Annotated in this window: 13 protein-coding genes and 1 tRNA gene; 6 read left to right on the top strand and 8 right to left on the bottom strand. The window is 46.6% G+C overall.

Going from position 1 to position 18,925, the window contains the following annotated elements; translation table 11 throughout:
• Positions 1-33: 33 nt before the first annotated feature.
• Positions 34-2,181, bottom strand: a complete 2,148-nt coding sequence (locus CX664_RS21265; protein ID WP_146000199.1) for a hypothetical protein — start codon at positions 2,179-2,181, stop codon at positions 34-36.
• A gap of 318 nt (positions 2,182-2,499) precedes the next feature.
• Positions 2,500-5,949: a hypothetical protein gene (locus CX664_RS21260; protein WP_101748665.1), complete on the bottom strand. Its 3,450-nt coding sequence runs from the start codon at positions 5,947-5,949 to the stop codon at positions 2,500-2,502.
• A gap of 389 nt (positions 5,950-6,338) precedes the next feature.
• On the opposite strand from CX664_RS21260, the gene CX664_RS21255 reads away from it, so the two are divergent.
• Positions 6,339-6,722: a hypothetical protein gene (locus CX664_RS21255; RefSeq protein ID WP_101748664.1), complete on the top strand. Its 384-nt coding sequence runs from the start codon at positions 6,339-6,341 to the stop codon at positions 6,720-6,722.
• Between the two features lie 355 nt (positions 6,723-7,077).
• Here the strand turns inward: CX664_RS21255 and glk are convergent, their stop codons facing one another.
• Positions 7,078-8,052, bottom strand: coding sequence for a glucokinase (glk, locus tag CX664_RS21250; protein WP_101748663.1), 975 nt, complete (start codon positions 8,050-8,052; stop codon positions 7,078-7,080).
• A 456-nt stretch (positions 8,053-8,508) separates the two neighbouring features.
• On the opposite strand from glk, the gene prfB reads away from it, so the two are divergent.
• The 3 genes from prfB (at position 8,509) to CX664_RS21230 (ending at position 12,314) form a co-directional block, all read left to right on the top strand.
• Positions 8,509-9,607, top strand: a protein-coding gene (gene prfB, locus CX664_RS21245; protein ID WP_101748662.1) for a peptide chain release factor 2 whose coding sequence is annotated in 2 segments (ribosomal slippage) — positions 8,509-8,583 and positions 8,585-9,607 — 1,098 coding nt in all. Because the reading frame shifts where the segments join, the coding sequence is not laid out codon by codon here.
• 13 nt (positions 9,608-9,620) lie between these two features.
• Positions 9,621-11,141, top strand: coding sequence for a lysine--tRNA ligase (gene lysS / locus CX664_RS21240; protein WP_101748661.1), 1,521 nt, complete (start codon positions 9,621-9,623; stop codon positions 11,139-11,141).
• 450 nt (positions 11,142-11,591) lie between these two features.
• Positions 11,592-12,314: a TetR/AcrR family transcriptional regulator gene (locus tag CX664_RS21230; RefSeq protein WP_241693334.1), complete on the top strand. Its 723-nt coding sequence runs from the start codon at positions 11,592-11,594 to the stop codon at positions 12,312-12,314.
• Between the two features lie 236 nt (positions 12,315-12,550).
• Here the strand turns inward: CX664_RS21230 and CX664_RS21225 are convergent, their stop codons facing one another.
• Positions 12,551-13,474 carry a Ppx/GppA phosphatase family protein gene (locus tag CX664_RS21225; RefSeq protein ID WP_163372051.1) on the bottom strand — a complete coding sequence of 308 codons (924 nt, stop codon included), beginning with the start codon at positions 13,472-13,474 and terminating at the stop codon, positions 12,551-12,553.
• A gap of 219 nt (positions 13,475-13,693) precedes the next feature.
• Between CX664_RS21225 and ung the strand changes: the two genes are divergently transcribed.
• Positions 13,694-14,380 (top strand): uracil-DNA glycosylase, encoded by a 687-nt coding sequence (ung, locus tag CX664_RS21220; RefSeq protein ID WP_101748657.1) that lies wholly within the window; start codon positions 13,694-13,696, stop codon positions 14,378-14,380.
• Positions 14,381-14,493: 113 nt separating this feature from the next.
• Positions 14,494-14,570: transfer RNA gene (locus CX664_RS21215), tRNA-Arg, on the top strand.
• A gap of 17 nt (positions 14,571-14,587) precedes the next feature.
• On the opposite strand, the gene CX664_RS21210 is transcribed toward CX664_RS21215, so the two are convergent.
• The 4 genes from CX664_RS21210 to CX664_RS21190 form a co-directional block, all read right to left on the bottom strand.
• Positions 14,588-15,358, bottom strand: coding sequence for a hypothetical protein (locus CX664_RS21210; RefSeq protein WP_146000198.1), 771 nt, complete (start codon positions 15,356-15,358; stop codon positions 14,588-14,590).
• 542 nt (positions 15,359-15,900) lie between these two features.
• Entirely contained in the window at positions 15,901-16,710 is an 810-nt protein-coding gene (locus CX664_RS21205) for a hypothetical protein (RefSeq protein ID WP_146000197.1), read from the bottom strand.
• Positions 16,711-17,119: 409 nt separating this feature from the next.
• A complete protein-coding gene (locus tag CX664_RS25885; protein WP_163372055.1) occupies positions 17,120-18,043 on the bottom strand; it encodes a hypothetical protein in 924 nt (307 codons plus the stop codon).
• Positions 18,044-18,445: 402 nt separating this feature from the next.
• Complete coding sequence (locus tag CX664_RS21190) at positions 18,446-18,769, bottom strand: hypothetical protein (RefSeq protein ID WP_101748652.1); 324 nt, start codon at positions 18,767-18,769, stop codon at positions 18,446-18,448.
• Between the last annotated feature and the right edge of the window lie 156 nt (positions 18,770-18,925).

Here is an 18,925-nt window from a genome sequence, read left to right as displayed (position 1 = left end):
TAATGGCAGTGATTGTTATGATGTCTCAAGCCGTTAGAAAACGTGTTTATGTTTTGATGTTTTATGCTGTGACAGGTCTATATCCGCTGCCAGCCAGCCTGATGCCTTCAGTTTTTCCGCCCTTGCATGCATCTTAATCATCCTGCTTTTGGCTGTACAATACATTAAATCATCGGGCAGTTTGATGTTATGTGCTCTCAAGGTTGTCAAATAACTGCTGGCTTTGAGGTCACTCCATGTTGAGCTGAGATACAATAATCTATCGTATAATTCTGAGTGCTTTTCCCGTGAGGTAATGCGTTTCAGCATTTGATAGAGTGTTGTCGAAGAGGTCTGATGGAAAATCTCTTTTTTGTCAAAACCGTATTGATAGACATAGTACAATATCCAGTCAGCCTTCTTTGGTACGGGGTTAAATGTGATACCTTCTATCGGGGTGATATGAACAATCCGGTTTGCAGTCTTTAGCTTGCCATCGAAATTACTGAAATGAAATTGATTATTGGTAAGTTTATTGAGAAACCAGGCGGAAAACTCATCGGGTGAGGTTGGTATCACTTCTCTTTTGCTAACAGAAGGGTAGGCAGTAACCGTTTTTGCCCAGATGCCGCCAAACTTTTCTACACATAAATCAGCCAGTTTTCGTAAAGTCAATATATTCCAGCTGGTGAATCCTGCAATGGCAGGGAGGGGGATGGGGTGGGGCCCATCTTTAATGCTGCTCAGGGCATTTTCCAGTATTCGGGGCCCCTGGTTGTCAACCAGCTTATTTTGCAAATACTCATGTAAATAACGTAAATAGGTATCTTGTAGTTCCACAGGATTCAGTACTCTCAATACTTTAATCAGTTCGCCGTCCGAAAATGATCGTTCAGGTTTGGCTACTCTAAGCAGATGCCTGATATGGCCCGGCAGCCACTTTTTTGATGGTAAAAAACATCGACTGCATGGTTCAGGAAATGGAAATCCATACTTGTTAAAGCTGTTGGTCATATTGCTAACATGTTTTGAAGATTCGATTATTGATTGACCTAAAAAGTCAATTATATATTGATAATAGTCCTCTGATTTTGGATTTATAATAGCCAGATCTTCACGGCACAGAACGTTAACATTAAGGTTCATTTTCCAGGCCAGAACACGTATTAAATTTGTTGACCATTTTTTTCTGTGTTTTGATTTTACGGTGTCGAAAGCCGGGATCTTTACACGATTTCTTACCAGTCTTTGCTTGGTGATCTCAATAGCCCGTTGTCTTTCTCCCTGAACTTTTTTCTTTAATTTGTTTGCGAACTCTTCAAGATAAAAATAGGCGGGCATGGCTGAATAGTCTGTGGTAGCCCTGTTAACTGGTACTGTCTGTATATCGGCGGCCGGTAGCTCGTTAACGGCAGTTTCCGAGTGATAACGCGTTATTTGTACCTTTATTTTCTTAAAATCTTTACCCGTTGGTGTGAGATATTGATCGGCAATACTGCTGATAAATTTCTGCCACTGGCTTCCTGGCCAATATTCATGCTGACACGGATCCGCAATGTAAAGATCAGAAGTAGCCATATAGGACGGCTGATGGTAGCTCCCGTCAGCACAATGCAGATCACTATAGGCATGTTTGTATCCCGCTTCATACCATTGGCTTTGCATCTGCACACTATCACCTGAAAGTTTTGGGCATACCATCAAACAGACATGAGTGGTGGATCTATCCAGCTTTCCTTTCTTTGACCCGGTTCTTGCAAAAAAAAAGTTGATAACCATTTTGAACAGGCTGATGGTCGGATTTTCCAGGCAATAGGAAGCCATTAAATGAGTCATCTCATCACATTGGGCTACTTTGTAGGTTTTGACTAACTCTGCTATTTGCATGGCGTATTTTGTCTGCCGTTGTTTTAAGTCATTAATTGGGGAAAATTCCTGTATCAAGTGATGAATCTTTGGTACCAGTAAGTGTTGATAAATCTTTTCAACACAGGTGAAATTTCCGTGAATGGATAATCTCTTATGCTTTGGCATTTGAGCGGATTTATCAGGACCTATAGCGTACTCAATATCCATTTTACGAATATCATCCAGTACTCTATTCAGTATTGTGGGAATTGAATGACTTTCAGTGCTCTGCTTTGAATCAATCTGCAGTTTACTTATCTGAGAGTTTTGCTGAACAGGCTGACTTTTTGCCATAGCCACCTGGTATTCCGGTAGTTTCTTTTTTACCCCGGTCTGTTTAACATGTCCCTGATGATTTATCCGGGCAGTATCCAGTTTGACCTTTTTCGAGGGATTGTTGTTTTCCTGTTGCTGTTTTCTTTTGTACTGGCGGTTTTTCGGGGCTTTTTTATAATCAATAAGTCGTCTATTTTGATGGGTAGCAGTGGATACAAGCATATTATTTTGCAACCTCTTAATGGCAGCGATTGTTGTCATTTCTTAAGGTGTTGGAAAGCTCAGGGCATACTTCTTTTTAGGGGTGCTTATCATTTTATGCAAGCCTCCTGGATGTTATTCAGGCTGCATCATCGAAAGCAGTGTTGTGATAAAGTCCTTTCTTTTGATCTCGTAATCACTCTCATGCGGAGCTGTCAATAGCCAGCTGTTAACTCTGTGCTCAAACGCTTGACGGTAAATATGGCTATTCAATTTCACTTGAAGATTCTCAGTCAGCACCAGCAGGCGCTGTTGTTGTTTTTGCCGCTGGTGAGTCTGGCAGTCAGGTTTTCCGGGTTTGCTTTCACAGTGCAGAGCGATGAACTGCCTGGCTTTATTCAGGGTGAGCAGGGAGCGCATCAGCAGGCCATAAATATGCTCCTCCGGGTTTTGTGGAAAATTAAACAGAATGGTTCGTGGTATTGAAAATATCTCACCTCTTTGCAACCGATCTGTCAGCAGGTCAAGGTGATCGGCAAGGTATGCCAGCGTATTGTTCAGTAATCCGGTTTCTTCAGCAAACGACAAACACCACACCGGGCTGCTCACGCCAGGAACGTCAATGGCCAACCGTGCTGTCTTTCTGTCTGTTACCAGGGCGTCAACACTGACCTGAAGGTCCATTACTTTCATACCCAGATCACCGTCTTTAAGCTGAATATTGTAAGCTGTCGGGAGTTTAATCAACGGACATCCCGGAACCCGGCTGATGGTCATGCTCTTGGGGATTTCTGAATCCCTGTCGGTGTTAAGTACCTGCAGCTTTTCAAAGAGGGTTCTGGCAGACTCATCTGTCGTGCAAATAATGTCAATATCATTGAATGATGAGCAGAGGTTCTGTAAAAAACGCGCGTATGAACCAGTCACCAGTATGGCGGGAACGTCACAGGCATCATTGATTTCCTGGATGATCTCCAGTGTTTTCAGTATGAGCACATTTAACCGGGAAGCCTGCCTTTCCGGGAAGCCCGGTCCGCCTGCTGTTGCTACGGGATACTTCCTGCGCACGGGAACAGCCGCTTTGTGTTGACTGGCAGAGGCTGCGTATCCCTGGGGACTATCGCCCCCTGAGGCAATGGTATTTGCCCATTTATACAGCATACTGTCAATGATCCTGGCGTTATGAACTTCGCAGTTGCGTTGCTCAAACCAGGAGACCAACGCATGGCGCCGTTTGCTTCCTTCCGGAAAATGCTGAAGGCAATTCAGAACCTGTTCCTTATGGATGACTTGTCCATTAATAGACTGGCTGGTGATATAACAGTGTGCGAGGAAGAAAAAATGTATACGTGAATTCTTGAATGAGTGCTTCAGGGGTGTGATGGATTGCAATACCTGTTTCGCTGACACCACCTGATGATCAATTAGTAGACCATGTTGCATAGCCATGAATTTCAATAGACATTGCAGTCGATCGTGCTCATCGTCTTTGACCGATACGCTGTTCAGGATTTGCCAGGCCTCTTGAAGAGTCTCCTGAGCTTCGCTGGTTTCCTCGTACTTTTGAGATTGTTTCAACTTTTGAATCAGATACCTGATTTGCTTTGCAGAGTGATCCCCGGGTACTTCATTAAACGCTGCCAGTACTTTCCGATTATCCGGACAGACGCTATTCAACTCTCTTGCATTCAATGCCAGCTGAGAATAAAAAACAGCTCTTTCGAGCAACCAGCCACCGCGTTCATAATCCTTAACCACCGCCTCCGGTGTAACCTGCTGACCATTGAACGCCAGGCCCCTCAGACAACATTGATCCCTGAAGCGAACTATTCCCAGTTTGCCGTCCGAACTTTCCGGAAAATCCTTAACCACTGCATCCGGTGTGACCTGCTGGCCATTAACCGCCAGTCCCCTCAGGCAACATTCCACTTTGAAGCGTGCCAGCGGCAGAGGCGCTCTGGCCACCCTGAAACCCCTGACCACCTCATCCGGTGTGACTTGCCGGTGATTCAACGCCAGGGCCTTGAGGCAACACTGTTCCTTAAAGCGCGCTATCCCCAGTCTGCCTTCCCGGGTATCCGGGAAAGCCTTCACCACCACATCCGGTGTGACCTGCTGGCCATTCAACACCAGACCTCTCAGGCAACATTCCTCTTTAAAGCGTGCCAGCTCCAGTGTTGCCCCGGCTGCCTGATAACCCTTAACCACCGCATCCGGTGTGACTTGCTGGCCGTTCAGCATCAGCCCCCTCAGGCAACATTCTGCTTTGAAGCGCGCCAGCTCCAGTGTTGCCCCGGCCCCCTGATAATTCTTAACCACCACCTCTGGTGTGGCCTGCTGGTCAAGCAACGTCAGGCCCTTCAGGCAACATTGTTCGCTGAAGCGTAATGTCCCCAGTCTGCCTTCCGGACTATCCGGGAACCCCTTAACCACCGCTTCCGGTGTGATCTGCTGACCATTTAATGCCATGCCCTTCAGGCAGCATCGTTCCATAAAGTGCGCCAGCCCCAGTCTGCCTTCCGGATTATCCGGGAAATCCTTAACCACCTCATCCGATGTAACGTGCCTGCCTTTCAACAGCAGGCCTTTCAGGCAACATTCTGCTTTAAAGTGCGCTAGCTCCAGTGTCGCATTGACTGCCTGATAATCGTTGACCACGGCATCAGGCTTGACCTGCTGGCCATACAACACCAGGCCCCTCAGACAGCATTCCGCTTTGAAGCGTGCAATACCCAGTTTGCCATGCGGACTATCCGGGAAATCCTTAACCACTTCGTCCGGTGTGACCTGTTGGCCATGCAGTGCAAGGTCTCTCAGGCAGCATTCCGCTTTGAAGCGTGCAATACCCAGTTTGCCTTGCACACTGCCCGGGAAATCATTAACCACCACATCCGGTGTGACCTGCTGGCCCTTCAACAGCAAGCCTTGCAGGCAGCATTCTGCTTTGAAGCGCGCTATCTCCAGTGTTGCTCTGGCTGCCTGATAATCCCTGACCACGGCATCCGGTGTGACCCGTTGGTCATTCAATATCAGGCCCTTCAGGCAGCATTCCGCTTTGAAGCGTGCTTTTCCCAGTTTGCCTTCCGGGCTATCCGGGAAAGCGTTAGCCACTTCGCCCGGTGTCACCTGCTGGCTATTGAACGGCAAACCCCTCAGGCAACATTGTTCCATAAAGCGCGCGATCCCCAGTTTGCCTGGCAGACTATCCGGAAAGGCCCTGACCACCGCTTCCGGTGTGACCTGTCGGCCCTTTAACAGCAAGCCCTTCAGGCAACATTCTTCCATAAAGCGAGCCAGCTCCAGTGTTGCCCGGGCGGCCTGAAACTCGTTGGCCACCTCATCCGGTGAGATCCGCCGGCCTTTCAACAGCAGGCCTTTCTGACAACATTCTGCTTTGAAGCGCGTTATCGCCACCAGATACCTATTTCGATCTGGCTTCCGGGCGAATTCCTGAATGACCTGATCCGGGGTCACTTTTCTGCGGTTGAGTAGAATTTCCTGTAAGCAAAGTTTTGACAGAAAAAAGCCAGCTCTGAGAGAGGTTCTGTCTTTTCCATAGGCGTTAAGCACCACAGTGGGGGTCACTTGCCGTCCCTGTAATGGTTGCTTTTTCCAAAAAGCGTCCTCAATACCTTTGGGATCATCCCGGTGTGGGGCTATACCCCTGTGGAATTGATGGTTTGAGACGCTTTTGCCATTAAATGTACTTCCGTTGCGGTCAGGAACCCTGCTTGAAACGGTTTGTTGGCGAACCCGGTCAGCAGGCTTTGGGTGGGCGTAGGTTGATGTGGTTGCTTTCAGAATAAAGCCCTGCTCACATTAGACTGTAAATATCGCTATCAGACCTCAAAATGATGAACAGGTTCCGTTTCAGGTGGATTACGGGGGGCTTTCGAAGCTGGGAACACTAAAATTATGGAACTAATTTCTAAATTCAGGCTCTTAAAGATCTAGACATCTTTGAGGGTAATTTAATGCAAGCATCCACATCAATTTCATCAATTATTCAAATGCCTCAGACTCAGGAAGCCTCTAATTTACCAGATATCCCAGATCAGTTATCTATTCAGTGTACGTGTATGGGACGAACTGTTTCACTGTTGGAACGAACAGCTGTTAATCTGGCTTTTAGCCTGCCTACAGCCTGTGGTGTTGCAATTAGTGTCGGACATCCTGTTACGGCGGTTGCCGGTGTTTATGCAGGTAGTTTTGCAGGTTTTTTTTCAGCTTTTGTCTTAGGTGGTGCTGCAGGTATTGTCGCCGAGAATGTGTATGTTCACTATTGGCATGTAGCCCCGACGGAATCACCTGTACAGCTTACAGAGGTTATCAGTCATGACCCTGAGCAGGTTGTTTGAAAATAAAGTAATTGTTCTTCTTCTGAGAGTAATAACCTGTACCGGGACTCACTGTCTAGGAGGCTGTCCGAGAATAGCGCCCGTCTAGGCGACCCCGTAGCGAGGATGGCAGAAAATTGAGGATAAAAATTTCGTTTTGTGAGGTGAATAGCGGGGCTATTTGCCGAACAAAAGCGGATTTTTAGACCAATTTGCTGTCGCCGCAGTAGGGCAGTCTATTCTCGGACAGCCTCCTAGGTATTGACCGGTCGATTATTCACTCTCAGTCAACAATATTTGTCTGGCAGTTGTGGACGAATTGCTGCTCTTCCAATATCCCTGGAAGCTGACCCGGATCAGGGGCAGCCACGAAAAATCAATGGATGAATGGGTTGCCTGATGCTTCACACGCACCGGTCAGGCCTGGGTTGTCGTGAATAACCAGACTGGTTGGGATAGCAGCCAGATAGCAGGCCATCTTATCATTAACTTCGAATGAGGTTCTAAAGTCCGACTGAGCGAAAAACTCAGGAAAGCGTGGAATAATACCGCCAGCAATATAAACGCCCCCCTGGGCTCCGGTGGTCAGTGCCGCATTACTGGCGGCCCTGCCCAGCAGTTCACAGAAATGCAGTAGTGTCTGGCGACAGAGGGGTTCCCCGTTCAGGGCCTGGGCCGTGATCTCATGATTTTTCAGTGTCTGTGTTTGGCCAGACAACATACTGTGGGCTTGATACAGCCGTTCAATACCAGAACCGCACAGTACCGATTCCCAGGAAACATAGCCCAGCTGCTGCTGAAGAATACCGAGAATCTCCTTATCCATGGGGGATATGGGAGAAAACGCCGCATGTCCGCCCTCTCCGGGCAGAGGCAGCCAATGATCGCCTACCTTCTTTAATGCAGCGACGCCAAGGCCCGTGCCTGGTCCAATAATCAGTTTGGTGGCCCCCGGGATTGCCTCTCCGTGGCCAATCCTGACCAGCGTGTTTTCAGGCAGGGCAGGGAGGGCAAGCGCCTGGGCGGTAAAATCATTGATCACTTTGAAGGACCGCAACTTCAGCGTGTCTTTCATGTCAGACGGGTTGAATGCCCAATGGTTGTTGGTCATTTTTATCATCTGGCCACTCACCGGGCAGGCAAACGCCATACAGGCATGATCCACGGCGACTTGCTGATGCTTCAGGTAATGGCTGACCGCATGATCAAGGTTGTCGTAGTCATTACAGGCCAGCACTTGTACCGAGTCTGTTTGCAGCTTGCCATCCAGTGAGAGTGCAAACCTTGCGTTGGTGCCACCGATATCCGCTACCAGTGCCATTGAGTCATTCAATAAAGTGTCACGTGACATAATGAAGAGTGCTTCTGTTAGGTACCCAGAGCAGACGATCCTGTTGCTAAAGGCTTTGGGGCTCTGGCTACGGGTGAGGGTGAAGTAGCGGGCGGGAGTTTACCTTACTGTTGAGTAAAGGCGTAGTGTGATGTCATGACATGAGTCAATGGGCGGGTATGCAGTGTTTGGATCCCCATGTTGGCAAGACAGCGTCGACAGGTCCTGTTGGCTGGATATCGGAGCAATTCCAACCAACAGGCTATTGTTGTAAAATCACTCAGTTGTATTACAGGTTTTGGTAATGGCCTTGTCGGCCAGCTGTTGTTGTGAGCAGTGTTTCATAGGCAGCCATGTGTTGCCAATTTCATTCCCATTGTATTTTCAGAGCGGCTGGTATTGGTCAGCTCTTGATGGGGCTATAGCAGTATTAAAGGTGGTGCCGTGTGCACCTGAAAAAGTGAGTGATATAGGGCAATGTTTGAAGTCAATCCCATTAAGGAGCGTATCAAGGACCTGAGAGCGCGTACTGACGTGCTTAGGGGGTATCTTTGACTACGCTCACAAGAGTGAGCGGTTGCAGGAAGTAGAGCGGGAGCTGGAAGACCCGAACGTCTGGAATGATCCGGAGTACGCCCAGAAGCTGGGCAAGGAGCGTTCCACCCTGGAAGCGATTGTTTCTACCATTGATGAGCTGACCAGTGGCCTGGGGGATTCTGAAGAACTGCTGGAAATGTCGGTAGAAGAAGAAGACGAAGAAGGTGTCCAGGGCGTTGTGGATGAGCTTGATGAGCTGGCCCGGAAACTGGAAGTACTTGAATTTCGTCGTATGTTCTCCGGTGCAATGGATCCTAACAGCGCCTTTCTGGATATTCAGGCCGGTTCCGGCGGTACTGAGGCCCAGGACTGGGCCAATATGCTGCTGAGAATGTACCTGCGCTGGGGTGAGGCCAACGGTTTCAAAACGGACATCATTGAAGTCTCTGCCGGTGAAGTGGCAGGGATCAAATCGGCAACGGTTCAGTTTAACGGGGATTATGCGTTTGGCTGGTTGAGAACGGAAATCGGCGTTCATCGCCTGGTGCGCAAATCACCGTTTGATTCCGGTAATCGTCGCCATACCTCCTTTGCTTCCGTCTTCGTTTCTCCTGAGATTGATGACAATATTGATATCGAAATCAATCCGGCGGATCTGCGTATTGATACCTACCGTTCCAGTGGTGCCGGTGGGCAGCACGTCAACACCACCGATTCCGCCGTGCGTATTACCCACGGGCCAACGGGAATTGTTGTACAGTGTCAGAATCAGCGTTCCCAGCACCAGAATAAAGACAAGGCCATGCAGCAGCTGAAGGCCAAGCTTTATGAGATGGAGATGCAAAAGAGAACAGCGGAGTCTCAGGCGATGGAAGATTCCAAGTCGGACATCGGCTGGGGCAGTCAGATTCGCTCCTATGTACTGGATGACTCCCGTATTAAGGATCTTCGTACCGGGGTAGAAACCCGGAATACCCAGTCTGTGCTGGATGGTGACCTGAACAAGTTCATTGAGGCGAGCCTGAAAAAAGGCCTGTAACTGGAAGAATATTATGTCTGAAGAACATTTTTTGTCGCAACAGGCGCAGGAAGAAAAGGCTGCTGAAGCCCATGAAGAGAACCGCCTGGTTACCCTGCGCCGGGAAAAACTGGCGGCCATTCGCGCAAAAGGGGTGGCATTTCCCAATAAATTCCGTCGTGATTCGCTGGCTGGCGATCTTCAGGAGCAGTTCAAGGATCATGACAAGGCTGCCCTGGAAGGCCTGAACCACCACGTTAAAGTGGCTGGCCGTATTATGTTGAACCGTGGCGCGTTCATGGAACTGCAGGATATGTCTGGCCGTATCCAGCTCTATGTGAACCGCAAACAGCTGCCAAAAGAGACCCTGGATGACATCAAGACCTGGGACCTGGGGGATATTATCGGTGTAGAAGGTGCTGTTCAGCGCTCTGGCAAAGGCGACCTTTACGTTGATATGAGTGCTGTCCAGCTACTGACCAAGTCTCTGCGTCCACTGCCTGAAAAGCACAAAGGCCTCACCGATACCGAGCAGCGATACCGTCAGCGTTATGTTGACCTGATTACCAGTGAACACTCCCGGGAAACCTTCAAGATCCGTTCCAGAATCATTCAGGGTATCCGTAACTACTTCCTGGGTCAGGACTTTATGGAAGTTGAGACGCCGATGCTGCAGGTGATTCCCGGTGGTGCCACGGCCAGACCGTTTGTGACCCATCACAACGCGCTGGATATCGATATGTACCTCCGTATCGCCCCGGAACTGTACCTGAAGCGTGTGGTCGTTGGTGGTTTTGAACGGGTATTTGAGATTAACCGGAACTTCCGCAATGAAGGGCTGTCTACTAGACATAACCCGGAATTTACAATGATCGAGTTCTATCAGGCTTACGCGGATTACACCGACATGATGGATCACACTGAAGCCATGCTGAAACAGCTGGCTCAGGACGTTCTGGGTAAAACTGAGTTCGAGTACCAGGGGCAGATGATCGATTTTGGCAAGCCGTTTGCGCGGATGTCGGTATTTGAATCTATCTTGCATTTCAACCCGGATCTTGATGCCGCTGATATTGACAACCTGGAGTCAGCCACACAGGTTGCCGGTAAACTGGGCATTGATGTGAAGCCGATCTGGGGGCTTGGCAAGGTTCAGATGGAAATCTTTGATGAAACGGTGGAACATCACTTGCTTAACCCTACCTTCATCACGGATTACCCGACCGAAGTGTCGCCTCTGTCCCGTAAAAATGACGACAACCCATTTGTTACTGAGCGCTTTGAGTTCTTTGTGGGGGGTCGGGAAATCGCTAATGGCTTCTCTGAGTTGAATGACTCAGAAGACCAGGCTGAGCGCTTCAGACAACAGGTAGCTGAAAAGGATGCCGGGGACGATGAGGCAATGCATTACGACGCAGACTATATCAATGCACTTGAATACGGTCTGCCACCCACTGCCGGAGAGGGTATTGGTATTGACCGGCTGGTGATGCTGTTTACGGATGCGCCGTCAATCAGGGATGTGTTGCTGTTCCCTCATATGCGTCCTCAGTAGATATTGACCCGGGAGTAATTGTGCTTAAGTTTGTACTTGTCAAATATGTGAATCGACGATGCAGGTATCGTTTGCATTGGTTATATGAACCTGCCGTTTGGTTACCGTATTAATATTTACCTGCTTAACTCAGTTATTTTCTGAGTCACTGATAGTTCAGGATTGATGACATGAGCAGGCCAAGCCTGCTCATGTAGTATCCGGGAGCCTGAAGTTGAGTTGATGCGCTTTGCTGGTGAAGCCAGGAGTTTGCCATACGCTCGGTCCAATCGGTCTATAAGGATGGGAAGTACTCCAGGTATGGCGGTCTGATAACCCTGAATAGTGGCAGGGCCGGTTTTCATACGTATGGTTGATTTCTGTACTAAGATGCTTGTTCAAGCGACGGTACTGGACGAACGCTATAAAACAATCAGGCAACTGTAAGGCAGTCTTAATATGGTCTCAACAATGGATTCCTCATCAGAAGGCATGAAAAGCTCTGGTAAGCACGACAGTGATATGAAACTGAAATACCAGGGGCGAAAAACCAGTCGTGCCAATAGTGAACAGCGTCGTCGTACAATTCTTGAGGCGGCATTAAGAATCGTTGTCAGAGATGGAGTCAGGGGTGTCCGTCATCGTGCTGTTGCCAAGGAAGCCAATGTTCCTCTTTCTGCAACCACCTATTATTTCAAAGACATTACGGATCTGATCACTGACACCTTCACTCTGTTTGTGGAGATGGGTGCCCAGAAGTTCAAGGCATACTGGGAAGAGTCTGACAGTATGCTGAAAATGGCCATGAAAGAGCTTGTGCCATCGGATCAGGCCAGTCGTCAGGTATTTGCTGACCGGATCAGTGATCTTGCTATTGAGTATGTTCTGATTCAACTGGCAGAGCATCGAGACTACCTGATCGCAGAGCGTGCTTTCCAGCAGGAATGCCTGCGTAACGAAAACCTGAGGCCCATTGCCTTCAGTCACCAGAAGTTCTTTCTCGACAGTCTCAAAACATTCTTTGCAAAAATCGGCTCTAACCATCCTGATATTGATGCTGAACTATTTGGCAGTATTATCATTCATGTTGAGTACCAGGGATTAATTGCAGGTTTTGAAGACGAAACAACAGTGGACCGGCTCCGGGTAATGCTCAAGCGTCAGATAGAGTTGATGCTGGGTGTATACAGTTAGTACGGCCATCTTAATCTGCCTTTGTGACACAACTTCGTCCACCGTGGGAAAGCCCGCAGAACCATGTAAACTCTCATGATTCTTCAGGCTTTCACGACTCTTTCAATGCATGAAAGGGAAAGGTACAGATCACAATCGACGAAGAGCAAAAGAAAATATTTTCTTTTCCTTTTACTCTTTGTGAGTTACATCCGAAACCCATTGAGAGAATCTTAGCGTCGATCTGAAAACGTTTATTAATGCCAGAGGATTGGAAATTCGAGCATTCCGACAGTGCTGTTGTGGTCGGAGATAAACATCTGCGTAATGTCCAGCTCTTCCATGAAACCAAATACCAGAATTGCACTTGAAAGACTGGCTTCATTGGTACCGATGGATGAGGCCTGATCCAGGATATATCTCTCCAGTTTGCCCTTGTCCAAAGACATTTGGTGCATGGTGATATCTTCTGCGAAGCCTTCCTGAAATACCGGGCCGATACCGGTGATTTTAACCTGATCTTTCTTCAGTTCATTGCGAATAATAACCGGCGTTCTGCGAGCAAGATATCGTGCGAAGGTGATACCTGCTTCGAGCTCTTCAGTTGATATGGGGGATAACGACCCCGGCAAATGTGTTGGTTTATTCTGGACAACTTCCTTCAGGTATTCCATAAAGGAAACAGAACCAAAATCACCTTTGTGGGCAAATGGGCCAGCTTCAGGATCGGAGATAATCAACTGAAAACTCTCCTTCCCGATATCCCAGACGACGGGCGTTTCAGAATTATCGGTCGCCGTTAAAGCAGAGAAAAAATCCATTCGATCTTCTTCTTCAGGGGAGAGAATGCGAATATCGATACCGGTTGTACGCCGTATCTTCTGCACCAGCTCTTCGGCGTTATGAGCCTCCCTGAAAATGTCAGTAGCAATGGCTCTTACTTGCACTGCCTTGAAATGTTCCTGCCGGGTTCGCAGTTTTTGAAAGAGTCTCTGAGCCTTTTTTAGCATAAAGTTGCTGAAAAAACCGTTGTCGCTGGCTGACAGGTCATCGTAGAAACCCGCATCCAGAGAACCGTAATCAAGGTGCCGGTAGACTTTGTCGGTCTTATTGTTTACGTCGGCGATGGCGAAGTGAATAGAATTGGCATTGATTTCGATGGCCATCCTGCGTTCGAGCATTGCCAGGGTCTGGCAGCTAAAAAGAAGGGCTGCAACCGCAGAAATTCTGATCGATGCTTTATTAAAAGTTTGCATTGTATTGAAGGCGATCCGTAACGAAGACTGAGTTGTTATTAGTAAAGGTGTTGCTGTGCTAAAGTGCGTTGGCTGGCAAAGAGTGTAGTTGGCTCTTATGCGGTTGGAGGTAATTTATTTGTCAATGTTATTTGAGGTAGGGTGATGCCAGACATCAAATTGGAGCCTTCCTGGAAAGCCATGCTTCAGGATGAATTTACCAAAGAGTATATGCAGACCCTGCGCCGCTTTCTGCAACATGAAAAGGCTCAGGGCAAGATGATTTACCCCAGGGGAGCAGAATATTTCCGGGCCCTGGACCTGACACCGTTTGCGCGGGTCAAAGTGGTGATTCTTGGGCAAGACCCTTATCACGGGGCGGGTCAGGCTCATGGGTTAAGCTTTTCGGTACGTCCAAAAATCGCCATTCCTCCATCGCTGGTTAACATGTATAAAGAGTTGGAGTCAGATTTGGGCATTCCGCCAGCCAATCATGGATTTCTGGAACACTGGGCCCATCAGGGAGTGTTACTGCTCAACAGTGTGTTGACTGTCGAGCATAAGCAGGCCGCTTCCCACCAGGGCAGGGGATGGGAGACATTCACTGACCGGATTGTTGCTACGTTAAATGAGCAGCGAGAGCATATTGTTTTTCTATTGTGGGGCAGCTACGCACAGAAAAAAGGGCGGTTTATTGATACCGGTAAACACCTGGTTCTGACATCTGTTCACCCATCGCCACTATCAGCTTATCGAGGCTTTTTTGGCAGCCGACCTTTTTCCAGGAGCAATGATTATCTGGTCAGTCATGGAATACAGCCTATAGACTGGCGACTGCCACCCCTGAATTGACCGGTGATATTTTGTTCCATGAGTACTGTACACAGGGTATTGGTTTATGTATGATCCATGCCACTCAATGCAGGCAGTTGTAGCACACAGTTTGCAATCTTTTCAGTCTATACGCGCTCGTAGCTCAGCTGGATAGAGTACCTGGCTACGAACCAGGCGGTCGGAGGTTCGAATCCTCCCGAGCGCGCCATCAAAAGAAATAATTCATCAGGGGTTGCAGCTGAATTGGCTGATTGAAGTTGTTGATCTCCTGTCAAGCGCAGCCTTTCGAAGCTCCCATTCATACGCCAGGTAAGCATGGTGGTTGCTAATCTCTCTTTGGCGATTTGCTTGACCGAAAATATTCTGTTTGCGGCGTCTAATGTGCTCCCTTTGCAGCATTCTTTTACGCTCTAAGTAAACGGGATCCTTACTACGCTTCCTGTGGTATTCCTTGTTTATCTGCCTTTTATACTCTGCGTAAGCGGGATCTTTGAAACGTTCCCTTTGGTAGTTCCTCCTTCTCTCCCTGTCAAGCTCTGCTTTAGCAGGATCTTGGAGACGCTTCCTGTAATAGTTCCTGCTTCTCTCCCTGTCAAGCTCTGCTTTAGCGGGATCTTTGCGACGCATCCTTTGGTAATCCCTGTTTTTCTTCCTTAAATATTCTGCATCAACGGGGTTTTTACGACGCCTCCTTTGGTACTCCCTGTTTCTCTTTAAATGCTCTGCATAAGCGGGATCTTTGTAACGCACCCTTTGGGAGTTCCTGATTCTCTGCCTTTTACATGCATCGCTGACGGGGTCATTGCGAAACTTCCTTTGACCCTCAACTATTGCAGCGTTACCGTCAGCGAACACCTCTGTTTGGGGTATTTGGCTATAACTTGTCGTTTGATTAAGATTTTGTGGGCTAAAAGGTGCGGTAGAAAGATTGATTATCTGATCATCTGGATAACCATGGCTCGTAGGTGTTGGATTTCTGGTTTCAGGCTCACTCACCGATAAGAATGCCTGTTGAATAAAAGGGACACCTGTTTCTGGTGCTAGCCTGGCCTCAACAAGTGCATTATCAGAATCCCAGGGTACATAGTAATCAAGGTCTGATTGTTGTATGTCAGGTAGTTCATTGCCGAAAGTGGCTGCTGGATCGGTAAGAATCAGATTATCAATATCATATTCAAGCAGGGAATGAAAAGAACCAACATTATTTTGGCAAAAATCCGATTGATTATGGTAAGCAGGTAAAGATAATTCCAGCACATGAACAGACTTACCATGATATGAAGGCTGCTGATCGTTATGGTCAGGTGGAATCAATTGCCCTATTGAATATAATGAACAGGAACGAGTGTCAGAACAGGCAGGCTCGGATGGGGGTAAGTTATTAAATAGATACATTGAATTATAAAATTGTCGAATTAAAGGCTGAGACCATTATTTTATAAAAAAGTTCCTTCCGGAAAAAAACTGATCAATATTTATGTCAACCAAATATAAAGTTTTGCTGCCTATCTATCCAGAGTACAGAGAACAACACTTGCTTACTTTATGCTTTTTGGCCGTCCACTCAAGATAGGTTGGGTTTGAACCGGATTATTGATATTTGTTCTTTCATTAAACTGCAGAGGATGGGGGAGCAATGAAGAAAGTTCTGCTTGTTTTGCATTAGCTGCCTCTTTTCCCTTTTCTCTTGCTACTTTTTCACTAAAGCCTTTTCTTATAGCTTTTTTATAGGCCATTAACTGTGCACTATAAATGGCCTTTTTCACCTTGCCTTTGACGGATGAATAATATTTGGCCCTGGCCCTGTATGTGACCATCTTACCTTGGTCGGACGTACGGTACTTGGCTCTGGTCTCCTTGCCTTTTTCAGATGCCTCGTATCTGGATTTGGCCTTCTTACCTTTATCAGATGCCTCGTATCTGGCTTTGGTTTTCTTACCTTTATCAGATACTTCGTATCTGGCTTGGTTCCTCCTGGCATTATCGTATCCTTTATCATTGACCATGATGCTTTTATACGACATTAATATAGTATCTTCGAGAGTGTTGGCTTGAGATAAAGGACTCACTACAGGTGGCTCTTCGTTTGCAGGGTTATTAATGATTGCTATTGACCTTTTTCCAAGCATTGGATTATCAGATGATTCAGGAAAAATCACCGTTGGAGACTGAGAGTCATATTTGTTCGTTGTATCAATACGCATCGAACATAGAATATTAGCTGCTTCGATAACTTCACGGGAGAAAGCCTGAACCGATACTTTAGAAAAAGCATAACTATTACCTTTAAAATAAGGGGATGGCTCAGAAGTAATGTTTGATTGAGCAGAAAAATCAGAAATTTCCATTGAATTATTGAATTGTTGAATTGTTGAATTTTATAGTAAGACTGCTCTTTCTTATAAAAGTTCATCGCTGAATTTTAAGTAATGCCCGTTAATTTTTAGTGTTATTCAATTCTCTTATCAATGTGGTAGCTTGCTTGTCAGCGATTCTTGCCTGTTCTGGATTGCCGGTAGTTCTGCAAACTTCGTAGTATGACTGTTTGATCAAGTTATAAAATAAATGGAAAGAACATAAGTAGTTGGCCAAATGGAATCGTATATTTCTGGCTAAGTGGGCAGTTACTATGCAAGGCGCAACGTAGGGAGCATAGCCGTAGCTATGTGACCGGAGTTGCAACGCCGCAGAGTGACTGCCCACTTAGTCAGAAATATATGATTTCATTTGGTTAACTACTTAGAGCTTGAATCAAGCTCATTTTTTCATTGCGCGATACGAATCCAGGATAATGGCGGCAGCTGCCTTTCCGGCAATTCTTGCCTTTTCCCGATTACCATCGACTCCGTTCATAACTGAATTGTAAGCCTTCCGGTAAGCCTTCATGTAAGCCTTCCCTTTCTCGGACTTTGCCCAGTTTTGTTTGGAAGACTTTCGTTTCCGGGATTGAGAGTAAGCCTTTAGGGAAGCCTTCCCTTTGCAGGACCCACGGTAAGCCTTTATGCTAGCCTTTCCTTTATCGGAATCACGGTAAGCTTTGATGCGAGCCTTTCCTGCCTTGGACTCACGGTATGTTTTCTTATAAGCCTTGGTATTTTTGGGCTGAGTATAACCTTTCTCGTCTGCCTTCCTTTTTCCGGACTGTTTGTGAGCTTCTGCGTGTGTCAGGGGCAGGGGTTCCTCAGAACTGCACGATTCATGTGTCTTACTCTCAATGGTTGCAGTTATAACTTGCTCTTGTGTGTCTTTATGCAACAGATCAGGTGTAGTCTCTGAGCGTGATGACGGCTGAGACAAACCTGCCAATGGATTTTTCGGAGGTAATTGATGGGCGGTTTTTTCTGCGTTTGTTAATGTTTGATCTGTGCATGAATGATCGCAAGAAAAAATTTCATCAGGTGGCTCTGGTGAATAAAGATCCGGGCGCATTATTTCTTTTTCAAATAATGGGGAATAAGATATTGAAAAATCATTAAGTGAGCATGGTGATGGTAGCGTGACCTGATTAAACAATCTATCGACTAAAAAAAATTTTTGAGGTGGATCATGTTTCCGCACATAATGGCCAGTCATGCTTGGCATTGGACTGGAATCATCAGGTGGTATTACAGTTACGTCTGAAGAATCCTGAAAACAGGAAGAGACAGAAGTGAAGGGTGAGTCTACGTTAAGTCTGTCCATTGAATTATTGCACTCTTGAATTATAGATTAAGACCGCTATTTTTTTAAAAAAGTTCCTGCCTCAAAAAAACTAATTTATCTCAAGTGATCTGACGTTTTTGGCTGATTTACTGTTTTGGTTCCAATAGTTGAACTTTTTATTATAAATTTTTTGCTTTATGTGATTCTCTTATCAAGGTAGAAGCTTGCTTGCCAGCGATTCTTGCTTGTACTCTATCGCCGGTATTCTTGAAGGCTTTATAGTAAGCTCTTTGGTAGCCTTCCGCTTTACAGATCTTGTGTAAGCCTTCTGGCAAGTCTTACCTTGAGAGATGGTCTGATATTTACCCGGTTCGGAAGCCGAAGTTGTAATATCCAACTTATTTCCGGCAGGTGATGTATTTTTTTGAGTGTGATCACTGTTTAATCGAGTGTTGGTATTAATGATAATGTTTCATCTTCAGGTTTATCACTGGAGCTCAAGGGGAAATATTGATTAAGAACTGATTCTGGTATTTCAAGATCATCAGTACCGATAAAGACTGCTGTATCTTCAGGCGTTATAGTTTTAAGGCCATATCTATTCATATGGGTAAATAAGTTGGAAGACTGAGCAAAAGATGTTTCTTTAGACACGTTAGTTAAAATTTGTACCTCAGGTACAGCTGAAGCAACAGAAAACTGTTGGTATAAGGCTGGGTGTGATTCAGTATTGAGCTGATTAAGTAGCTGGCCATATGGAATCATATATTTCTGGCTACTTGGGCAGGTGCTATGCGAGGCACAACGGAGGGAGCATAGCCGTAGCTATGTGACCAGAGTTGTAACGAAGCAGAGTGCCTGAACAAGGAGTCAGAAATATATGATTCCATATGGTTAGCTACTTAATATAGACTGGAGCCA

Source organism: Endozoicomonas acroporae (genome assembly GCF_002864045.1).
Lineage (GTDB): Bacteria > Pseudomonadota > Gammaproteobacteria > Pseudomonadales > Endozoicomonadaceae > Endozoicomonas > Endozoicomonas acroporae.
This window is presented reverse-complemented; position numbering and strand designations above follow the sequence as displayed.